At 41.5% G+C, this 23,336-nt stretch carries 11 protein-coding genes; 1 reads left to right on the top strand and 10 read right to left on the bottom strand.

Going from position 1 to position 23,336, the window contains the following annotated elements:
* Positions 1–158: 158 nt before the first annotated feature.
* Positions 159–338, bottom strand: a complete 180-nt coding sequence (locus tag CL181_RS00235) for a hypothetical protein (RefSeq protein WP_097297242.1) — start codon at positions 336–338, stop codon at positions 159–161.
* A gap of 355 nt (positions 339–693) precedes the next feature.
* On the opposite strand from CL181_RS00235, the gene CL181_RS00230 reads away from it, so the two are divergent.
* Entirely contained in the window at positions 694–2,010 is a 1,317-nt protein-coding gene (locus CL181_RS00230; protein WP_097297241.1) for an ATP-binding protein, read from the top strand.
* 16 nt (positions 2,011–2,026) lie between these two features.
* Here the strand turns inward: CL181_RS00230 and CL181_RS00225 are convergent, their stop codons facing one another.
* From CL181_RS00225 to CL181_RS00185, 9 genes are all read right to left on the bottom strand, one after another.
* Positions 2,027–2,944, bottom strand: a complete 918-nt coding sequence (locus tag CL181_RS00225) for an ABC transporter ATP-binding protein (protein ID WP_097297240.1) — start codon at positions 2,942–2,944, stop codon at positions 2,027–2,029.
* 65 nt (positions 2,945–3,009) lie between these two features.
* Complete coding sequence (locus CL181_RS00220; RefSeq protein WP_176504974.1) at positions 3,010–4,671, bottom strand: ATP-binding protein; 1,662 nt, start codon at positions 4,669–4,671, stop codon at positions 3,010–3,012.
* A 296-nt stretch (positions 4,672–4,967) separates the two neighbouring features.
* Complete coding sequence (locus CL181_RS00215) at positions 4,968–8,777, bottom strand: PAS domain S-box protein (protein ID WP_176504973.1); 3,810 nt, start codon at positions 8,775–8,777, stop codon at positions 4,968–4,970.
* Positions 8,778–8,805: 28 nt separating this feature from the next.
* Positions 8,806–9,789, bottom strand: coding sequence for an isocitrate/isopropylmalate dehydrogenase family protein (locus CL181_RS00210; RefSeq protein ID WP_097297243.1), 984 nt, complete (start codon positions 9,787–9,789; stop codon positions 8,806–8,808).
* A gap of 19 nt (positions 9,790–9,808) precedes the next feature.
* On the bottom strand, positions 9,809–10,669 hold the full coding sequence (locus CL181_RS00205) for a hypothetical protein (protein WP_097297237.1): 861 nt from the start codon (positions 10,667–10,669) through the stop codon (positions 9,809–9,811).
* The gene (hacB, locus tag CL181_RS00200; protein WP_097297236.1) at positions 10,666–11,157 is read right to left on the bottom strand and encodes a homoaconitase small subunit; all 492 of its coding nucleotides are present in this window, start codon (positions 11,155–11,157) and stop codon (positions 10,666–10,668) included. The genes CL181_RS00205 and hacB overlap by 4 nt, the downstream gene beginning before the upstream one ends.
* Positions 11,158–11,256: 99 nt before the next feature.
* The gene (locus tag CL181_RS00195) at positions 11,257–12,687 is read right to left on the bottom strand and encodes a PGF-pre-PGF domain-containing protein (RefSeq protein ID WP_176504972.1); all 1,431 of its coding nucleotides are present in this window, start codon (positions 12,685–12,687) and stop codon (positions 11,257–11,259) included.
* A gap of 11 nt (positions 12,688–12,698) precedes the next feature.
* A complete protein-coding gene (locus CL181_RS00190) occupies positions 12,699–18,767 on the bottom strand; it encodes a hypothetical protein (protein ID WP_097297234.1) in 6,069 nt (2,022 codons plus the stop codon).
* A gap of 162 nt (positions 18,768–18,929) precedes the next feature.
* Complete coding sequence (locus CL181_RS00185; RefSeq protein WP_097297233.1) at positions 18,930–23,126, bottom strand: S8 family serine peptidase; 4,197 nt, start codon at positions 23,124–23,126, stop codon at positions 18,930–18,932.
* Positions 23,127–23,336: the final 210 nt, after the last annotated feature.

Here is a 23,336-nt window from a genome sequence, read left to right as displayed (position 1 = left end):
TCAGCATTATCAGATATATTCTTGATGTTAGCGGTGTGAAAGTATTATCTAAAGACGGGGTACGCTTCCTCCCCGGAATGAATTCCGGGGCATCCGCTACCCCTGAACCCCGGAGGACAAAGTGAATATTTCATATAGACTGGATAACGATTTCTAATCTAATCCAGTACAATTTCGATATTGGGAATCTTCAATACCTGGAGCCTCTCGATTTCTTCCCTGATCCGGGTCATTTCAACTTTTTTAGTCCATGCATTCCACTTCAGGATATAGCCTAACTCTTTTAATATCTTATCATTAAGCGTGGAATTTTCTTCTTTTATGATTATGGTTGTCATTTATTCCAGGTTTTCCCCATCGCTTGCAGTTTTGCACTTTTGTATATGTGTGCAATTGGCAACCCGGCATACTTTGATTTTTGCACCGCATTGATTGCAGTAAAATCCCGCAGAAAAAATTAAAGGCGCACGTTCGGGGATATTCAAGAAGGAATTGTAGCGGGGCATTATTTATCTCCCTGCTGCTTTTGATCTTAATAATGTCAATCTCGATTTTGTTACGCAAATTAAATTTTCTAATGTGTTTGCCATATAGTCCAACTATATACCGCATAGTATATATAGGAAAATAAGCGGTTACCCTCGTTTTGACCGTCGATTAATTTAAATATCATAAAGTTATCTTTACGATATAATGGAAAATCATAAAGATAAGTTAGCAATGGTCATTGAAGAGTACTGGAGAAAAGAACTTCCAGACACGAAAGAGAGAGCTATCAGCCTGAAAATAGAAAGCGATCTCATAAATGATATTGTAGGGCCAAGAAGGGCTGGGAAGACTTATTTAATGTACTTTACCATTAGAAAACTTCTCGATGCCGGAATAGAAAAAGAAGCCACTATATACATAAACTTTGAAAACAGGAAATTGCTGCCTTTAACCCCGGATTATTTCAATGACCTGATAGATGTTATCCATGCCAAAAGGCTTTTTGAAAAACATAAGACTATTTTTATTTTCCTTGACGAAGTCCAGAGGATCAGGGAATGGGAAAAATATATACGAAGCATATACGATGAATTTAAAGGGAAAATAAAGATTTTCATTTCCGGTTCAACTTCAAAATTAACAGAATCCGAATTAAGCTATTTGCTTACAGGCAGGCATTTAACAACACATGTCTATCCATTAAGCTTCAGGGAATTCATATCATTCAAAAACTTTTATATAAAAGAATATTTTATTGAACAGGATATCGCTTTGATAAAAGAATATTTCAGGGAATACTCAGAGTTTGGGGGATTCCCGGAAGTCACTCTACTCCCGTCTGGTAAAGAAGAACTGATACAGACATTATTTTCCGATATAATAAATAGGGACATACTCCCGAAAGCAAAACGAAGGGGTGAAATTATTGAGGATCTTGCGTATTTTTTATGTTCAAACTCAGGAAAACTGGCAAGTTTCACAAAATTAACAGGCACGCTGAACTCGATGGGAATTAAAGTATCAGTACCTACTTTTGAAAAATACTTCTCGATTATGAAAGAGGCGTTCCTTTTCTTTGATCTTACTATATATTCATACAAAGTCAAGGATCAGATGCAATATCCCAGAAAGATTTATTGTATGGACCCGGGTTTTATTAATTTTGCCGGGTTCAAATTTTCACAGGACCGGGGAAGATTAATGGAAAATCTGGTTGCGATAGAACTTCAAAGGACAAAATCCAAAAGCCCGTTAATTGAAATATTTTACTGGAAGGATCATCAGGAGAGGGAAGTAGATTTTGTTATCAGGGAAGGTCTTCCGGTAAAGCAGCTTATCCAGGTGACAGATGCTTCAAGCAGGGAAGATATACAAAAAAGAGAGATCACAGGTCTGTTAAGGGCAGATGAAGAATTTAAATGCAGCAATTTGCTTATAATAACCTGGGAGTATGAAGGAGAAGAAATAGTAGATGGTAGAAAAATAGTTTATACGCCATTATGGAAGTGGCTTTTAGAATAAGAAAAATTATTCGACTTTAATGCGCAAGCTGGAGGAAAACATCCTCAAGATCAGGCTGTGAAATCTCAATATTATTGATATGAACATCACAGAACTTCTTTAAGACAGTATTTAGTATGGACTCAATGTTCTCTGCAATGATCACAACTCTTCCGGTCTCATATTTGATATCCAGGATTTTCGGGATGTCATTAAGTGAGGTAATTTCAAACCTGCCTTCATAATCAATAATTATCTTCTCGCCAAGTTTCATTTGCCTCTTCAGTTCACCGGGCGCAGCATTCGCGATTATTTCGCCATTCTTGATAAAAGCAATGCGTTCGCACAACTGTTCAGCCTCTTTCATATAATGTGTTGTCAGGACAATAGTGATCCCTTTTTCGTCATGGATTTTTTTAATTAATTTGCGTATCTTTATAGCCATATCCGGGTCAAGACCCACAGTAGGTTCATCGAGGAACAGCAGGTGCGGGTCGTTAAGAAGGGATTTTGCGAGGGAAAGACGCTGTTTTGTACCTGTTGAAAGCGAATCAAACCGCGTATTTCTGAACTTCTCAAGTTCGAGCATACCAATTACATTATTTATGGACCCTTCCATGTTTTCCAGCCCATAGAGCAATGCAAAATATTTAAGATTTTCATAAACCGTGAGGCTCCATGGGAAATTTGGGTTTCCACTGCTGATATTAACGATACATTTTACATTATTGGGATCTTTTAATGCATCGATCCCGAAAACTTCCACTTTCCCGGAATCCGGTATCGATAGCGTTGAAAGTATGGATATGAGCGTGGTTTTACCTGCACCGTTCGGCCCAAGGATGCCAAAGATCTCCCCTTCCTCGATATTGATGGAAACGTTCTTCAGAACCTCTTTTTTTCCGCCCTGGCTCTTATAATATTTGTATATCCCTTCAGCCTTAACTGCAATCATGACATTGATAATGAGCTATTATGAAATATAATTAGCTGATTTATTTTAATTAAAAAAATTTCGTCTTATAACTTTAATTTGTTGAATGTAAGAATGAATACACTCCCCTTCGATGGAGAACTTTCAGCTCTGATGAAACCTCCATGATCTTCCATAATGGCTTTGATAACTGCTAACCCAAGCCCTGCGCCACCATATGAATGGGTGGAATTATTATCTACCTGATAAAATTTATCGAAAATTTTATGAATTTTATCCGGTGGTATACCAACGCCATCATCTTTTACCTGCACTTCTATATAGTTCTCAAATTCAAAAGCTCTAATCCCTACATTTCCGCCTTCATGGGTAAATTTCAGAGCATTACTTAAAAGATTTATGAATACCTGAATAATCTTATCTTTGTCTGCATTGATTTTCGGAAGATCTTCTGGAATATCAGTTGTGATCTTCAATCTCTTTTTCTCATATTGACTTCTTATGGTGCCAACGGCAGTATCAATGATATCATTCAGGTCCACTATTTCCATACTGTATTTCTGTTTGCCTGACTCAATTATGGAAATATCCAGCAGGTTGTTTACCAGGCGCGTTAGACGATCGATATTCCTTATTAAAATTTGTAATAATTCCTCCCTGGTACCTGGTTTTGAATCATTTTCCAATAGAATTTCTGAAGAAACTTTCATGGCAGTAAGTGGTGTCTTCAATTCATGTGATACCATTGACAGAAAATCTGATTTTAATTTATCAATTATCTTTAATTTCTCATTGGCATCCTGTAAAAGTCTGTTAGATTCATTAAGTTCGTTTGTCTTCTTTGCCACTTCAAGTTCAAGAGATTTATTCCATCCAAAGAGTAATAAAATAATTGAAAAGCTGCTCAATATAATAAAACCAACCGCTACTCTTATAAACTGATTCTGTTTTACATATACTGAATTTATCAAGGAGTCAGCTTCTGAGGCCGGGGATATCACGGCTATTGACCAGTTTTGATTGCGCCAGGTGATGGGAGAATAGGCTATCAATTCCGTCTCATTTCCATTATTTTCGAAATAAGCGTTTGGATATTTTGTACCTTCTTTATACCTATGAGAACTATCGTATAATATATCTCCACGGTCATCGATCATGAGAGCCTCCCATGGAAGATTATAGTTTTTTAGGAATTTATTCGAGACATCTGAGATTGTTAGGATTGCAAGAATTTCACCTTTAAACGTATCTCCTTTGTAAACAGGGGTCCAGATGAAAGCTCCGAGTCCTCCCTCTAATAAATGCACAGGCCTTGTGATATTTGTCTTTTTATTGTCTCTGACCCATTCAAAAGTATTTATCAGAACAGGTTCTGTTTCATTATCTTCCGGCCTTTTAAATTTATAAAGATCATATCCAAAAGGTGTATTTTCCCTGGGGTACCCCATAGTAACTATACCACTTTCATTAATAAACTCAAATACATAAATGCCGCTGGTATGATTGTAAACATTCGCAAATTCGGTTAATATCGTATCTGGCGATGCATCAGAAATATGCAAAGCCGTTATTTCAATAATTGTTGTTTTTTCGTTCAGGAATCCATTTATCCCTGAAGAAATCTGTTTTGAAAGAAGTAGCTGTCTTTCACTAAATTGTTTCTGGGTTATATTGTGGATCTCATCATTTGATCTGATTCCAAGAAAAACAATAACTGTGACAGACAGTACACATATGATTAAAACCATCAGCCAGTTTCGTTTAGTTTTCTGAATACGAGTTTTTCTAGCATTTAAACTTTTCATCTGAATTACCCAACACGTTTTTTAAAATGTGGTTTTGCATAACCTAAGACAAAAAGGATCACTTAATCCTACAATCCTTAGGTTTTTACTATGATATCCAAATCGTAACCACAGTCCCAGGTTAAATTACCAGCATTTCAAACTATCAGGATTCTATTTAAATCTTTTGGATATTTATTATTATTAATAATTATTTAGAATCCATTAAAATCATGGATTTTTAACATCATGATTTTTCTCTATGATTTTGGTATCTGCACAACAAAAACAGCCCCGCCTTCAGGATTGTCTTCAACCCAGATCCTGCCATTATGAAGTTGAAGAATTCTTCCTACTATCGCAAGACCCAATCCTGAACCCTTTACGCCTTTCTTTTCATTCCTGTTAAATCTTTCGAAAATGAGTTTCTTTTCCGGATCTTTTATTCCCTCTCCAAAGTCTATGATCCTTACCGAACAGGAATTGGCCTCCTCTGTGCCCCTCACCACTATTCTTTTTCCTTGCGGGGCATATTTTATGGCATTTATTATAATGTTTGTAAAAATATCTTCGATGATCCTGTTAGCTTTAACAGGCAATCTGGTTTTCAGGTTATTTTCAATACTCATCCCGGCATTTACCGCAAGCGGTGTAAGATTTTCAATAACCTCTGTAACAACAATTTTCAAATCAATGTCCTCAAATCCAATAGATTCCAGACTCTTAAGTTTTGAAAGTTTTGTGGCATTATCAATAAGATCCATTCCTTTGACAAGATTTCGTTTAATTGTCTCGAGATGAGATTTTTTCCGGAGATCTTTCTCATCTTCAAGGAAAAGTTCAACATATCCGTGGGCCACATTAAGAGGATTCAAAAGGTCATGGTGCATGATATCAGTAAATAGTTCCTTCATGCGATTGGATTCTTCAAGTTCTTTATTGTATTTCCTGATAGCTTCCTCAGTATGTTTGCGTTCTGTGATATCTATTATTATTCCCTGGTAATGAGTTATATTTCCATCCTTTTCGCGTTCGATCACTGTCCTGTCATCGATCCAGTGGACTGCCCCATTTTTTGCTATGATACGATACTCCTGACGGAACCTGTCATCACCTCTCTCCGAATGCGTTCGCACTTCTTTTAATACCCTTTCCAGATCGCCAGGATGGATTATTGTTACATAAAGAAGCGCGCCTGAAAGGAATTCTTCGGCACTGTACCCGAACTGGACCACATTATTTGAGACAAACTCGACAGGCCAGCCTTTCTGTGCTTTCCACCTGAAAAGAACGGTCTGGCTGTTCTCAACTACCAGGTTAGATAGGCGAAGCGCCTCCGCTGAACGCTCTCTTTCTGTGATATCTCTTGCGATTCCCTGTGTTCCTATCACTTCCCCTTTTTCATTTCTCAGGATCCTGATATTATGAAGGACATTAATTACCTTGCCGCTCTTTGAAATGTACCTGTTCTCAAAATCGAATACATCAGTGCCATTTTCAATCATTTCCCGGAATTTCTGGACAGATTTCTCCCTGTCCTCAGGATATATGCATTTTGACCAGTGGTGACCGATCACCTCTTCTGGCGAAGCTTCTAATATCCGCAATCCTGCATCATTCATGAATACATGTTTGCTGTTCTTATCTGTCATATAAATGATATCTGTAGTCAGCTCGACGAGATTCCTGTATTTCTCTTCAGATTCCTTGATGAGTTTTTCTGCACGTTTTTGCTCGGTAATATCCTTCAGTATGCCCATGCTGGCAACCCTTCCGAGATAAGTCACAATCCCCACGCTCATATTGACAAGGGTCTTTTCCCCATCTTTGCGCAGTACATGGAATTCGTATTCTGAGGAAACATCTTCCCCTCTCTGCCTCCGGTAGTATCTGTCCTGGACCATTTCCAGATCCTCTGGCGCAACAAAGCTGTGAAAATCCATGCCGATAATTTCCTCAATACTATAGCCTGATATCGCTGCGATTGCCTTGTTTACAAATACCATTTTTGCATCCTGGATAACAAACACTCCCTCCTGGATGTTCTCGATCAGCAGGCGGTATTTTTCTTCGGATTGTTTGATCTCTTCCTCCATGCGCTTGCGTTCCGTAATATCACGGACATATTCGATTACACCATTCATCTGTCCGGTGATCATATCATTAAGAGGATAACTGTAAATTTCCGCCCATCCCACTTGCTTTCCCCCGGGTCCGTGTCTGGGAACTTCTTTATAAGCTGATTTGCCAGTTTTGAGCGTTTCCCAGGCAGGGCAAAGCTCACACCGCTCTTTCCTGTTATGATATGCTTCATAGCATTTCTTTCCAACAAGCGGCATCGCATGCGGATACCAACTTTCGCCAGTCTTATTAATACTGATAATGTTCATATCCTTATCGATTATCCCGATTCCGTCCTGGATGCTTGCGAAAATAGTTTCCAGGAATCGTTCCCCCTCACGAAGCTTCTCTTCAGCACGTTTTCGCTCGGTGATATCCCTGACGATACATATATGTCCATTGTAATTTCCGTTCTCATCCCACAGACCCGTGGCCATGACTTCAGTAGGGACTGTCCCGCCATCTTTCTTGAGTCCGGGGACTTCTCCTTTGAATACCCCCGTGTCCTTATTATGCAACGTATCTTCTAAACCTTTTTCGACTACAGTTATTAAATCTGAAGGGGTGATTTTCCGCCAGGTCTCCCCGATAAAATCTTCCTGGGAATAACCGAATATTCTTGCATATGCTTCATTTACGTAGATATACCGGTCTTTTTCATCGCATATGGTAATGCCGTCGGTACTGCTGGCCATAGCTTTAAGAAGCCGGTTCTTTTCATTTTCATCACGCTTACGCTCCGTGATATCCGCTATTGCCGCAATTGCGCCGGAATAATTTCCGTTCTCATCAATAATAGGGGATGTTTCTAAACTTGCATATATCCGTGTTCCGTCTTTTCGGACAAATTCAAAATCGTGCTGTTCTTTGATTCCCTGCGAAAGCCGCTCCAGATAGCGCGTTGCATTTTCTCTCCCCTGTTCATCCATAAAAGAAAACAAATGCTTTCCCAGCATCTCATCAACGGTATATCCGAGCATCTGTGCCATACGTGGATTTACAAAAGTAGTGTTCGCATCTTTGTCAAGTACCCATATACCTTCCATCAATGTCTCAACCAGTCTGCGATATTTTTCTTCACTCTCGCGCAGGGTGTGTTCCATGCGCTTTTGTCCTGTTATTTCCCTGACAACTTTTATTCCTGCTATGATGTTCCCGTTAGAGTCTCTTAAAGGAGATGAAGTAAGGTCAAAATAAAAATCTCCCCTGTCAGTGGCAATTTTTCTTTCCGACCTGTGGATCTTCCCATCCCTGAACGTCCTTTCAACCGGGCAATCTTCGCAGATATTATCCCTGCCTTCATATACTTTATAACAAATTTCACCTGTCCTGTCCCCGTATAGATCATTTTGAATCTGGTTCTGGTATATTATTTTATAATCAGTGTCCTGGATTATTATACCATCACCCAGTGCTGCAATGATAGCCTCGGATTTGTTTTTCTCTTCCTGTGCCTTTGCAAGAGCTGCATTTAATGCCATCTCATTTCGCTTACTTTGCGAAATATCCCTTATAATCGCAAGAAGTAACTTACGACCTTTCAATTCCATTATATCAGTATTGAGCAATGCATAATATTCTGATCCGTCTTTACGTTTCAACCTGCCTTCCCAATCCCTCACCTTCCCTTTTTCTCTTAAGGAATTTAGTAAAAACTTTCGTTCTTCCGGATCAGCATAGGTTGCTTCAACACCAATTGCCCTGTACTCATCAAGGGAAAAGCCGCTCATCTCCTGCATGGTCCTATTGGCATCAATTATATTTCCTTCAAGGTCAGCTATCCCTATCCCCACAGGAGCCGAATCAAATAATAAACGATACTTCGCCTCTGATTCGCTAAGGGCTTTAATCACTTTTTTTCTTTCAGTGTCAGAGTATTCAAGTTTACTCAGACGTTCTTTTAGACTTTCAAGTTCCTTGATTAATTGGTCTTTCGTTTTTCTTTTCATTCTTCCACTCGAAACATACATGTTTTTTTCATCTAATCAATTTTGTTATTGCATTTGAAACATCAAGAGTAGAATATGAACCTCCAAGGTCAGGAGTAACGATACCATTATCAAGAACATTGTTTACAGCCTGGCCTATTGTTTTTGCTTCCGCGTTAAAGCCTGCCCATTCAAGCATCATCTTGACGCTCAGTATGGCTGCTATCGGATTAGCGATACCTTTTCCTGCAATATCGGGAGCGCTGCCATGTATGGGTTCAAAAAACGCATATTTATCGCCAATATTGGCGCTGGGGCATAGGCCCAGGCCACCTACCATTGCCGCAGCTTCATCGCTAAGTATATCCCCGAAAAGATTTGTAGTTACTATCACATCATATTTCTCCGGGTGCAGAATCATATCATATGCCATGGCATCTACAAACATTTCATTATATCTTATGTCATTTTTTTTCGCAACACCCGTGCAGACATCACGGAAAAACGAATCTGATTTCAAAACATTTGCTTTATGGACTATTGTTAACTGCTTTTTCCTCATCTTTGCGATCTTGCAGGCTTTTTCTGCGATCCTCGTGCTGCCTTTGCGTGTAATTATTCTTGTGGAATATGCAACATCCTCATGCAGTTCCTCGACACCTGAATACATCCCTTCCGTATTTTCCCTTACTATCACAAAATCAAATTTCTTTGCACAGGGCAATTTAACTTTTTTAAGAGGTGTGAATGGACGGATATTTGCATACAGGTCGAGTTCTTTTCGTATTCGTACAAGAACGCTCTTGTAATCGGGATCAGGTACGGTTGTAATAGCTCCGAAAAGAACGCAATCGCACTGCTTGATGAGAGCAATATCATCATCTGTGATAGCACTTCCCGTTTTTTCCCATTTGCCAAAACCAATCTCAAGAGGAACTTTCTCTATATCAACGCCAAAAACATCAAGTACTGATAATGCCGCAGGTAAGACCTCTTTCCCGATACCATCACCAGGGATAATTGCGACTTTCATGTTTTTTTCTGATTTGTCATTATGTTTTTTCCTTATTTTCAATATTACCGTTAATTATTCTTACAAGCATCCTGATAGCATCCACGATATCGTATTCGGATGCCCCCCAGTGAACCACGGCGCCGTCAATGCCATTAAGGTTCACCATACCAGATTTCTTGCTCTGGCAGCATCGGGTGATAAAAGGCTTTGTGGGCAGGTAAAGTTCTGTTTTAAGAGGACACATATTGATATGCTTATAAGTCAAATTGGGGTAGCGAAGCTCAAATATCTGTTTTGATATATCACATCCCACAAGCATGGAATTATCTTCGATATCGGTATCCGTATCAAGGTATTTTCCTTTAAGTTCAGAAGCGTGACAGGGAAATACTACATTTTCACCCTCAAACTGGCGAAGGTCAATGAGTTTTGTCGAAAAACGAATATTCAGTTCTCCGAGTATACCGCTTCTTACAAGTCTCTGGATGGCAAAGTCAAGCCACGGCGGTTCGGGTGGCACGATATCAATTATCTCTATTTCCATTACCTCATGCAGGCTCGGATCCCGGATAAAAGTCGTATGCCTGTCCATGCCCTCAAAAACAACAGTATTTACGACACCTTTACATAAGGGAAGAGCGCATTCGATAAGCTTTGTCCTGTCATGGGAATCAAGTTTCTCCTTAAATTTTATTATCTCTTTTCCACGAGCAATCAGCTCAAGTGAGATAAGTTTTCTTAACAGTCCTTCACCTTCACTTTTCACCTTATATATTTCGTAACCTGATGGAAGTTCGGCGATCAGGTATTCCGTAGTAAAATATATCGGCCCCCCGATCCTTCCTGTCGGGTCAGTCCTGGTCATACCTACGCTTTTATAATCAGCCGGGAATATCAAGGATTCACCTTTTTGCGATGTTCAACAAGTCCGCCATCAGCAAGTATTTCGCGCAGGAAATCCGGGAGTTTTGTGGCAGGGTATGTTTTCCCATTATTTTTCACAATTCCTTTCTCAAGGTCGATCTCGATATTGTCTCCCTCTTTGCAATCAATCCTTGCTTCGATAATAGGCAATCCCACATTTATTGCATTCCTGAAAAATATCCGGGCAAATGATTCAGCTACGATGCACGCTATGCCCGCATGTTTTAAAGCCAGCGGCGCCTGTTCCCTGGATGAGCCGCATCCGAAATTCTTTCCGGCAACGATTATGTCACCTTTTCGGACTTTTTGTGAGAATAACGGGTCGATCCCTTCCATAACATGGGATGCGAACACACTCATATCAGTCGTGCGCAGGTATTTACCGGGAATTATAACATCAGTATCGACATTATCACCGAATTTCCAGGCTTTTCCCGATATAATATTGTTTTTGCCAATCATTTACTGATTGTTTATTGTTTACGGCAAATATAATAATTTTGGTGAAAGATCTTATCAATGTCAATGATACACATTAAAAAAAGTTGAAAAGATGATTTCTCATCTTTTCTTTCTGGCCAGGAAATAAACCGCAGCTGCGATGATCACGATTACGATCACTGCGATGAGCCATGGCGAGATACCTCCCGCATCTCCCGAACCCGGTTTTCCTGTTGATCCGGGTGTCGGTGTTCCGGCTGGAGTGGATGTTACTGTGGCAGCTGGTTGTGCGCCACCTGCTTTTGCAACTATTGCAAATGGTGAGAAGGAATTTGTCCTGCCCTCAAAGTATGAATAGGTGTCATCCTTTGACACGAACTCTGTCCCAAGCTGTATCCAGTTGCTACCATTCCATTTCTCAAGAACCATAGCGCTGTTTTGAACGCTGTTCTCACTCATCCAGGAGTTTGCGACCCTGAATTTGATGAGAGCATCCTTGATGTTCTTTGGTGTTGCAAAGCCCGCAGTTCCGACCCAGATATTGGCGTTCTTATATACAAGTCCCTCAGGCGGGAAGCTCACGAGGGTCGATGTATTCTTCAATACTTCTACAGATGCAGTGATAATCCCCAGAGTGGTATTGCCTGTTATATTGACGTACATCATAGGGTTCTTTTTATCGGTGAACCTGTAGGAAGTAAGAGCATCCTTTGATATCTGCAGATCATATTTCTCGATCACTTCGATATTTGATACGTTCTCACCTGATCTGCCTCCGCCGCCACCTCCACCGCTTCCCCCGCTGCCTGAACTGCCGCCGTCTCCACTACCTGAAGGACCTGTGATAGATACAGTTCCGGATACAGTTCCTCCGGGGATGGAAGAGCCGGCATTTAATGTAAGTGTGTTGGACGCAGCCGGAGAGTCCGCCCTCACGGTCCATGAACCTGACATGGAAGCTCCGGGCGCAATAGAACCAAGAGCATACGGATTAGTTCCGGAAGAAAGGCTCCATCCGGCTGGCAATACAAGTGTCACATTAACATTTGTGGCATCCGAAGCGCCAACTAAGGCGTCGTTTGAAACCACATAGCTTACAGAAGCAGAACCTCCTGTTGCTATCGTAGATACATCTGAGGAGGCTGATATTGAAATCACCGGCCTGTCTTTTACCGTGACCGCAGAAGAGGACGTTCTTACTCCGTTGCTCCCGTCATCGCCCGATCCAGTAATAGTAAATGGGGCCGCACCTGTTCCCGAGCTTGTTGCTTTTATCGTCCAGGAAATTGCCTTTGTGCCATTGGTCGTGAACTGCAATTGCTGGACAGGTGTCGGGATATTGAACAATCCTGAGTTATCTGTCAGTGTTACATCCACTGTCAGTGTTCCTGTCACCGTCGATGCAGTCACGGATGATGATATTGTTATACTTTCATCCTTTACTACCGTACTATCATAACTGATCGCTCCAACAGTTATTGTCGCAACTGCCGATGATGCCGGGATCGCAAGAAGCAATAGCATCATAGATATGATCATTTGTTGTTTCATACAGATCGTCCTCATATTCCTCCTTCTCCACCGCCATCGCCGCCAGGCCCTCCGCCGGACCCTTCGCCGGGTCCTCCTTTGGGCATATTTTTATCCATTATAAAGAAATTCTTCTTCAATGTTTCAGTCCTGCCTGCATTATCATTATCTATCACATCAATGAACGCAGTGAATTCGCCGAAAATGAAGTCATAGTTTCCTCCTGCTTTTAGATCAGCCGGCATTTGGGTCTTATTCATTCTTATCAGTCCTTCACCCTCAACAAGGGTAACGTTGATATTATTTATGTCCCAGGTCTTAGGAAGGTCATTGAAGGGGCCTGTAGTTAAAGAACCGCCAAACGACATTTTTATCTTTGTTAAAACTGCGATTCCATTGATGGGCGTACCCGTGAAGTCCTTTGCTGCAACATAAAGGGTTATACTGTCATTCTTATCGAAATCCTGCTTCTGGATAAATGTCGTGGCTTTAGCTGTATTTGCAGACATATTGATCTTTATCGTTGGGAAAGCCAGGGGGTAATTATCCATATTGCCTGTTCCAATGTCCCATGCCCCTTTTTCTGACATGTTCACAGTTGGGTTCAGCGGATTGAACATACCCATAGGGATTGCATCGCCGCGTCCTCTTTCAGGTCCATACATATCATAGAATGCGGGTGACGACGGATCAGTCCAGTCATCCATCCAGGTCATATCAGGGTCGTCATCATATGTAGCCTGTGTGGGGTAGTTGACACCATTGGGGATGGTATCTAACATTAATATCGAGTAATTTTTATCTGAACTAATATCCCCTGCTGGCATGTTGCCGCCTCCACCGCCGCCCATTGTGGCAAGATCACCGCCGATATCCGCATCGCTGAAAGTTCCTGCATAATATATTGGTGCGTCAGCGCCCCACTGCTGTATGGGGAAAACCTGTGTGGTGCTGTTGTTCAACAGAACCAGCTTTCCTCCCCATTCCGGAGCGGATGCCGCATAATAGTTATCCAGTTCAGGGATTGGTTCGCCAATGCGGTAAACCTTTGAACTTGAATTTGTGAGATTCTCTACAAGCACACTGTCCATAGTATCTCTGCCAAATTGCATCCCATCAGCCGATGTGGGCGCTTTATCTTCATATCCATATACGAGATAATCCGTGGAATTGAAAGTTACCTTATTGACCGAGCCGCGCATCTTATCGAGTTCGCCATTTGCAGTATTGTTATCCATCAATTCGCTCGCAGAGTTTACTTCTCCAACCAGGACCGGCCTGTTCAATCTCAAAACCACCGTATTGTTACCTTGATATATGGCTTCCACCGTGAAATCAAGACCGCCGATCCACCAATTCATACCAGTGTTGAATGTCTGCCTGATAGGTCCAGGGCTTCCGGATCCTCCGCCTGGCATTGTCCACGGCCATCCTTTATATGACATGTTTATAGTGGTGTTGCCTGCCCCAATGGACGTAACGTTGAACAACCACATTTGATATTCATACATTCCAAGATCCAGGACAAGATGATCACCTGTGTTATTGATCAACGTGACATTGTATGTGATCACGTTCTTTGCACTGCTTGAATTGATCAAAGTTTCATTCCCTGGATACATGGTGATTCCCCAATCCGGGGAATAATTGAATCCTTGTGCAGTATTGTTGAAATACCATTTTTCAAAGGGGTACTCAAGCTGGTATTTCTGGCTGTCGTTCCACCACGTTCCTATGCCGCGCTTGAATTCGATCTCATCCCCGAAGCCAAGGAGCATGTTATTTCCTGGTAAGCCATCGGAAATATTATTATCGCTTAATCTGGTTAGATCTATTTGTCCAGGGATACCCAGGGCTCCGGTTATCATGAAGTTCCTCAACTCAAACCTGGGCATTTCCCAGAACATGTCTTCATCCGCTGTGGCATAATTGCTGTCAATGCTTGCATTGTAAAAGATCATCCATGCCCCTGTCGGTATGGAATTTATGGTCGAGTTTATAGAAATTATAGCAAGCCCATTTTGATCTGTGGTGTTATTGATCCCGGAGAGATTATATTTTCCCCTGCCCTGATCCATCAGGAAATCTATGGATACATTGCTGCCTGATACTGGCGTTCCGTCCGGTTTCAGGACGAGGAAGGGGATCTTGATAACAGAGCCGTTGGCAAATGTTCCCAGATTCATTCCACCCCAGCCTTTCCTGTATGTTGTAAAATCAAGCATGTATGCGTTTGATGTGTATTTATTAGATAGCAGGTACACAGGATCTCCTCCGAACTGTACCCCGGCACCTGAGCTTGCGTCTATGTATGTTCCCGATGAGAAGTTTGAGATGTTGCTGACATAGACTTTGTTATATGTTTCATTTTCTGCTAAATCTACCATGAGGATATTGTACCTCTCATTGCCGTAATACTGGCCATCGCCGTCAAGGTCAACATTTCTCCATTCCTCATCCTGCATATTTCCCATAAGGAACTTCCCGGATTTGCTTTCTGCCATCACTGAAGGGCTTACCATGAGCCCGTTTTTCAGTGTATTGATGCCCTGCAATTTTATTGTGCCATCGGATGTAATCTCAGTTATCTTCCATGTCCTTCCTGTATAGTCAGTGAAGTTGTCACCCACGGATGCATTGAAGACCCGGGTCGTTGTATTGTCTGAAAGGTTGTAGTATTGTATCCTTTCTTGCGGTGGTTCACTCCGGTTTTCAAATTCCATATAAACCGTATTATTGATGGTATCAATGGCTACCATTGCAAAGTATGGGACAAGACTGTGATTCCAGATTTCTACGACCTGATTATTTCCATCGCTCACGATCATCGTGAGTTCATAATCTTCATCACCAAGGTTCCGGCCGCTGGCTTTTCCTGCTGTAATTGTGCCGGTAGATCCATTTGCGAATTTATCCTTATTGGCAATGATATCATGTGTTGCATTGATCGCTGTCGTATTTGTATAGAATTGGCCCCCGTTGATGGTTATTCGCGTTAGTTCAGGGACTGTAACGCTTGCAAGCTTTAACTGGAACCAGAACTGTGTATAAATCTCATTGCTCTGGTTGTCCTTTACTTTAAGCATCATTGAATAGCCGCCCTGGCCCCAGTCAGTTGTATTGACGGATACATTGATCCTGTCTTCAGCGGTTTTCTCAGCGATTGTCTGGGTGGTAGTGATAGAGGCCATCTGTGACTTATTGCGATATGTGGTCATCTGCATGCCTTCCTGCATCACTTTTTCAATAGTGATATTGGTGATATTGTGAGTCGCGCCGCCGAATCTATCACCCGATGCAACTACAGTAAAATTCAGGAAGCCTGATGTTGAAAATTCATATTTCCCATAGGTGTCTATCCATGCAATAAACGGCGTCACGTGTACCCATGCATATCCTACTTCCGTTGAACTGCCATCGTTCGCTTCGAATACGAATTCATAATCCCCGCCTTCAGGAAGACCGGGATGTTCGTAAGTATATGTTCCGTTGATTTGCCCTGCAGGAACATCAGTATCATTGAATACGGATGGAGGTGTCATCATTTCCCAGTCGCCCATCGAGTTTATCCTGGTCAGTGTCACACTGGCGCTCTTGTTCTGGAAATTGCTGTTAAAAGCATTCAGGCTGAATCGGATGGGCTTATTTACAGCCGCATCCCATGATGTTGAATATGCAAAGAAAATGAAATTGCGGACTTCGAACCAGCCGTTTCCGTAATCGATAACACCTTCCTGTGTTGTCATTTTGACCCTGACATTATAAAAACCGGATTTTAATGTGCCTGTGGGATCAATTGTAACTGTTACCATACCGTTACTGTTTGTTGTGAATGAAGTCTGTGAGGAATTTAAAGGTACATTTTCGCCTGTCATTCCATATTTCACGTTCTGGACTTCAATAGACGCACCCGATACATTATTTCCGCTCATGTCTTCCACATATACTGAAAGGTTGATGCCGTCATTTCCACCGAAGGTTTTGAACATCCCGGTTCCTGTATCATAGACAGGTCTTGCCATTATTGTGTATGATTTTTCATCGAACCAGCCGTTCCCTATCACCGTTTTTGGCACGCCATTGACGGTCGCGTTTATCCAGAACTTCACAAAGTGGAATCCCAGGTACGAATCATTGACCTGGAATTTTAATGCCTTTACCTGTCCCATATATGGGATTTCGATGGTCTCAAGGGTGGAGTTGAGCATGTACTGGGTTACGACATCGTCTGCGCTTTCGCTAAATACCTCCACAAGCCCTGCGTCATGAATATTGTCCGCTGACAGCTGTTCTCCTGTTGAGGGATCAAAAGCCATTATGAGAAGCCTTGCAAAAGCTCCGGGAGCTATTCTGGGATTGAACCAGCCATTTCTATTGACAGGTTCACCGCGAACGAAAATGTCCTGTATGGAAATACTGGTCTTTACTATTGTCCACTGTGTCAGGTTCACCTGTACAACAATATCGTATATGCCATTTGCTGCAGGCGCTGTAAAGTTAATGATCGTTACGTTATCACCCATTTTCCGCTTGATCTCATCCTGTACATCTAATGGCACATTCTTGTATGAATAAAATGTTGTGAGATTCATGACAGTCCAGTTCGTATTCTCGGACTTTGCGCGGTCATTCGTGATATTCAATCTGAATTTTTGACGATCAAGACCACCAGTCATATTGTTTATATCCAGCCTGCTTCCATCGCCAAGGTCAGTTCCTGCAAGCAGGAGAAACGCTTCTCTTCCCGGCGCAAAACCATCGCTCTCATCGTTTTCTTTTGAAACGGCTTTCAGAAAGAGGTCGTATGCTTTCAGGTTATAGTTTGTATATGCATGTTGTATCTGTGAGCCTATTCTTGCTGTGTATTTTACATTATATGTATCAAGAGGAGCATCGACAGGAATAGTATAATTGGCCGTATATGCTCCCATAGAGCTGTCAAAAGCCAGTGTAAGGTCATAACTCATAGATTGTCCTGAGATAGAAGCGTTCACCGTTGCAGTGGAGATTGGTTCACCGCTTGATCTGTTCTTCAGGTATGCAACTGCGGTTAACGTTTCACTCCTGGAAAAAGTATGTTTGGCTTTATTCTCCTGAGAGAGCAGATCCCCGAACATTTCTACAGGATCTACGACAAAAGACAGGTGGCCGACATTTCCCGCAATAAGGTGATTGACGCCTGCCTCTGTGGGCACACTGATGTTTGTTGTCCCTATTCCGTTGCTGTTCGTTGTCACATTGGTCGTGGTAGAGGTGCCATCGCTCTTAATGAGGTTCAGCGGAATAACTATGCTGCCAAGAGGAAGATTTGTGGCGTTCATTGCAAGGAGCGTCACATTTACGGATTCGCCTCCTGAAAATGAGGGAACTACCGGGCGGGCCATAACTATCTGCGTTTCGTTATGGATAGAAATAATAGTATAGGTGCTGGTGTTCAATTTGATCTTTGAACCTTCTACAAGGTTTCCAACAACTGCATTCCCTGAGCTGTCCGAGGTCAGGTTCATATCCGGATCATCGTCTAAGTAGGCGATATTATCATCCGAAACAAGGAAATGGTACGTAATGCCATCAAAGCTGATATTTCCGCCGGTTTTTCCCGAAGCAAGCGGCCCGGTGATATCAGAACTATTAAGAGGAACTGTCAGGACATCGTTTTCAGTCAGGACGATCTTTATGGTTTTGGGATCATTTATTCCAAGAACATTAAAATTAAGCCATGGGGATATTATACCTGATCCTGTATCAACAGCTGCGATCGTGTATTCCCCTGAACCGGAAGGCGCCGGTATTGTAGTGGAGAACGACCCGTCAACTGCGTAAATAGTTGTATTTGTGGTTTCATTTGCAGGTTCCGGAAATTGATCACCCTGCCAGATAACTATTTTTATCTGGCCCGATGAATTACCATCGAGTATTTCCCCTGAAATACTTATCTGATCTCCTGAAGCATATGTTCTTGAATCTATCCCGAATTTTTGAACTGATGTTGCTAAAGCCACCGGATTTATCAACATAAACATTACAAAAACAATCATAGCAAGTAAAACCGATTTTGGTGTCATGCTATTCAAATATATTATTTTACCATAACCTGTCATATAGTTTCCTCATCAGCAAAGCGCTTTTTCATACTGTTCCATAAACCCTTTCTAAAAGTCAATGAAACACCATAATATCTCATGATAATAATAGTTATCATTAATAAGGTTATCGGTTATTTGACAAAAGCTTTTGTGAGTAGTTTGATATTGCCCGCAATCTCATTTCTTCTGTTGCCTGAACAGGAAAAACACATAACATAATGATAATATCAGGGTGCTAATTTCAAATCCCGGTGCTTTCTTAGCTGAACCTGCGACTATCTTAACGCTTTCAGTGGGATCGGGTTCCACATTTTTCAAAAGAGGGGAAGTCGAAAATTGCATGCCTGTCTGGCCTGTTGTCCCCGTTATTGCAAAATTTGCAAATGATTGGGTACTGGCATCGTAATAGGTATAAGTACTATCTTTTGTGATCTCATTTGTTTCAAGTTCTTTCCAATCACTCCCATCCCACATGAGCATTTTGATGTTTGTGATACTGTTGCTTTCAAGCCATGAGTTCGATACCCTGAACCTGATAATTCCTTCTTTTATGTTTTTTGGCCTGTTAAAACTTGATGACCCTACCCAGATATTGATATTTTTATATATATTTCCCCGCGGGTGTACGTTTACCATTGTTGAATTAGACCTGAGGACTTCTATGCTTGCAGTTATATCACCAAAACTTGTATTGCCTGTAATATTAACAAACATTACAGGATTGCTGTTGTTTTTGAACATGTAGGAAGTCACTTTGTCTTTATAGATCGACATGTCATATTTCTCGGTCACTTCAATATTGGAATAATTTTCACCTGAAGCGCCGCCCCCACCGCCTCCACCTCCGCCACCGCCTGATGAAGCAATTTGTTGTGCCGGTGGAGTGTAAAGGCTGCCGCCTATTGCAAATTCGCTAAGGTTTGTAAGGTTGGCCCAGACAAAATTATTGACAGTATCTACGCCCGCATCGTTTACGAATGAAGGTGAACCCGGACCGGAAAGTTTTTCCCATCCAGATGATGTGGTATTCCACCGGTATAACCGTAAAGAACTTTCCACAAAAGAGCTTACATCCGCATCCGTATAATTTACTAAGAGAACTACATACGTCAGATTACTTCGAATTTCCTGGCTTGCATTTACCAGAACGTATATACCGGGATTGGAAAAATCGGATGTATTTGATGTCAGATTTACTTTCGATTGACTGATTTGAATAGTCCCATTGCTTGAATTATTAGTGTACAGGCGTAAAGTTGTATTTGAGTATGGCGCAGCTGTAAGTGTTTCTGTATTAGATCCTGTAATTACTACCAGATTTGATATGCGGGAGGTGGTAAATCGTGTTTGTTGAGTGCTGTTCGTATTCCCTGTAGTATCATTGGCAAGAATAGTAACATTGTAGAGGCCGTACTGCTCTGTGTCTGAAAAATTCTTATAGAACAAATCACCGCTGCCATTAAACATGGGATAGTTAACAGATGTGCCGTTGGGATATGTTATACGCGCATTGATCTCACTATGGTTCACCTGAGAAACTGAGTCAGGCGAAGTAATGTTTGCCGTGATATTAATTGAGTCTGTGAGATTTATGACAGCAGGAGAAACAGACACAGACACGGAAACATCCGTTACTGAAGGGGGTGTGTTATCAATTGTTACATTGATGTACTCACTGCTGTTGATGTTACCTGCATTATCGGAAAATGAGATATAAAGGGACTGATTTCCATCATCTGCCAACTTGTCAACGGTTACATTTCCCTTCCAGAAACCGGAATTATTTGTGAGTACTATTATTCCTGTGTTGTTTATTAAAGACACATTCACGGATGCATTTTTCAGGCCGGATGAAGTGCTGTTGACCACAGGATCATTTGCAGAGACATTTAATTCTATGATGCTGCCTGTTTTTGCGGCATTTGCGCGCTGGTAGGAAACCGGGTTGATGGTAACCTGCGGGGCTATTGTATCTACAATAAAAGACCATGAATATATCAGCGATTTTGAGTCGTTATTTGTAGCATTTATTGATACATTAACCCGCCCATCGCTATAAGGAACAGTTGTTACATTCTGTATCCTGTATCCGTTAAATATGGGAGTATTTGAAAAAGAGACATAAGAACCATTGATCATCATATCTGTTGATGAAAGGTTCACTCCTGAAACACTATCAGTTATGTTTACTGCTGCATTTGTAGTGTTGTTGTTCGTGTATGAATTATTTGTGGGGAACTCATTGCTTGCAGAGGGAGGAAGAAAATCCAGTGCCCCTGAGATTACAACAGCGAACGGCTGCGGGCCTTGAGGGATATTTGTTCCATTTACTCTTATTGTGTATGAGCCCGAAGACGGCGATATTAATTCAACCTGTTCCACATTGTTCCTGTTATCCGATGCACCATTTCCGTAATATGTCCCACCAGGGCCTGTTACTGTCAGGTCAAGGTTATTCACGAGTGTAATGCTTGCCGATAGAGTTGCGGGATAATCAGACCATACAAGCGTCACTCGCAAAGGTTCAGAACTATTGTTCATGTTATAACTCACATTCCAGTATTGCGAGGTGCTTAATCCGGTACTATTATCATAATATCGCATAAATCGCGGCGATGCCGGGAACAGGGAATTTTCGAGATCTACGCGGCCCCAGCCCTGGGCATAGTCCGGAAGAGTTTGTATTTCCTGTGTTGCTCCTGTTCCATACTGCCCTGGTGTCATATTATGGGCGCCGTTTATTATTGTTGCTTTAAGAAGCGCAGCGCTTGGAGTTATGCTTTCATTCTGCACATAATATTGCCTGGCAAGAGCCGCAATGCCTGCTACAACAGGCGTGGACATACTTGTGCCGCCGCTGTATCTGTAATTTGCATCATAATCCCCCCATAAACCATCAGGAGGTGCAACACTCGATTTAAGGGATAATATAAATGTCCCGGGAGCTACTACATCGGGTTTGATTCGTCCATCATCTGTAGGTCCGCGGCTGCTGAACGCAGCAAGTCCTTCAATATTATCTGCAAGTTTATCACTGTTTATAGGTTCAACAGGAAATTTGGTATTACCATTAAAAAGGAAGGTAGAATAAATATCAGAAATTGATTGTCTATTATTTTCAGACGCCCCAATTGAAAGTGAATTTTTTGCTGTAGCTGGCGGAGCTATAGAATCTTGATCAATAACACCATTTGAATTTCCATCAACTCCTTCATTGCCAGCTGCAAATAATATTAACATATCCTGATGATTCCATACAAAATTATCAGTATCTTTTGAATCAAAATTATAAACTCCATTATAATTTATATATCCCCAGCTATTGGAATGAATTCTTGCACCCTGGTCGTATGCCTGCTGGAACAGGATATTTAGGTCTGAAGGGATCCCGCTCAAAGAGTCTCTAGTACTTTCAACAGCCTGGAAAACAAGCTGAGCGCCTGGAGCCATTCCTTTGAACTGTCCACCAGAGCGTGCGCCATTGCCAAGAACTGATCCTGCCACATGAGTTCCGTGACCGCTGAAAGTGTCTGCAGCGCCATTACCTGAAAGGTCGATCAATGCAACAATTCTTCCTTCAATATCATCGTGCATCGTAGTATCATTTACACCTGTGTCCAGCCCCGTATCAGCCACTGCCACGATCTGCCCTGCGCCTGTCAACCCATGCGTGTTCCTGAAAGAATATGCCGTCGTTATATTGGCAGCAACATCGTTCATCAGAACAGGCTGCACATACTTTTCCATCCAGCTTACCCCGTTTATCCGTGCAACATCAGGAATCTTCGTTTTTGCTATACTGATCCTGATCCTATCCCCTGAATTACTTATTATCTCACCGCCAAGTCCTGTTATTTCATCCGATACACGCTTATTTTCCCCTGCATCAAACAAGAGAACCGTAATATTCTCATTCACTGATCCCTGTCCCATAATTGCAGCTGATGAGGAAAGCGCCGGGCTTATCCTGTATCCGGGCTCGTATATTCCAACCCACTTCACCGAATCCAGCGCCTCCACCTGTGATTTTACAGATGAATTCATACTGGCGATAAAAGCATTATTGGGGACATAATCATACAGGACTGCGCCCGAAGCACGCAAAGCCTGCTTCCACTCCTCTTTTGTATATCCTTTGAATTGTACGAGATAGTATCCATTCTCATCAGCCTGGTTTTGTGAAATAGCAATAGAAATATTCTGAACAGATTTTGACGGTTGTGCAGAGGATGTATCAATTTTTGCGTTCTTTAAGAGAATGGAATTGTTGTCGTGATTGTCTAAATTATCCAGAACCGGACTTGATCCGGCAGATATGAAAACTATCAGAAAAAAAGATATAATTATTGTTAATGTTTTTTTATAATCTGACATTAAAATCCCTGTAATTGATCAATGATTATTATTATGATAATTATCGATTAATTATGTTCTTTCCCCTTTATAATGTTATGCAGCATTTTTTCAATCTATATAGGGTGCAAAAATAAGATAGCAATATTTTGAAAAAAAAAAAATACCGCAGATGAACGCAGATAGTAGAGTAAAGCAGAGGCTTTCCAACCTCCACCTCCTCATCAAACT

The sequence above is a fragment of the Candidatus Methanoperedens sp. BLZ2 genome (genome assembly GCF_002487355.1).
Lineage (GTDB): Archaea > Halobacteriota > Methanosarcinia > Methanosarcinales > Methanoperedenaceae > Methanoperedens.
Note: the sequence above shows the minus strand (reverse complement) of the source record. Positions and strands in the feature narration are given on the sequence as shown.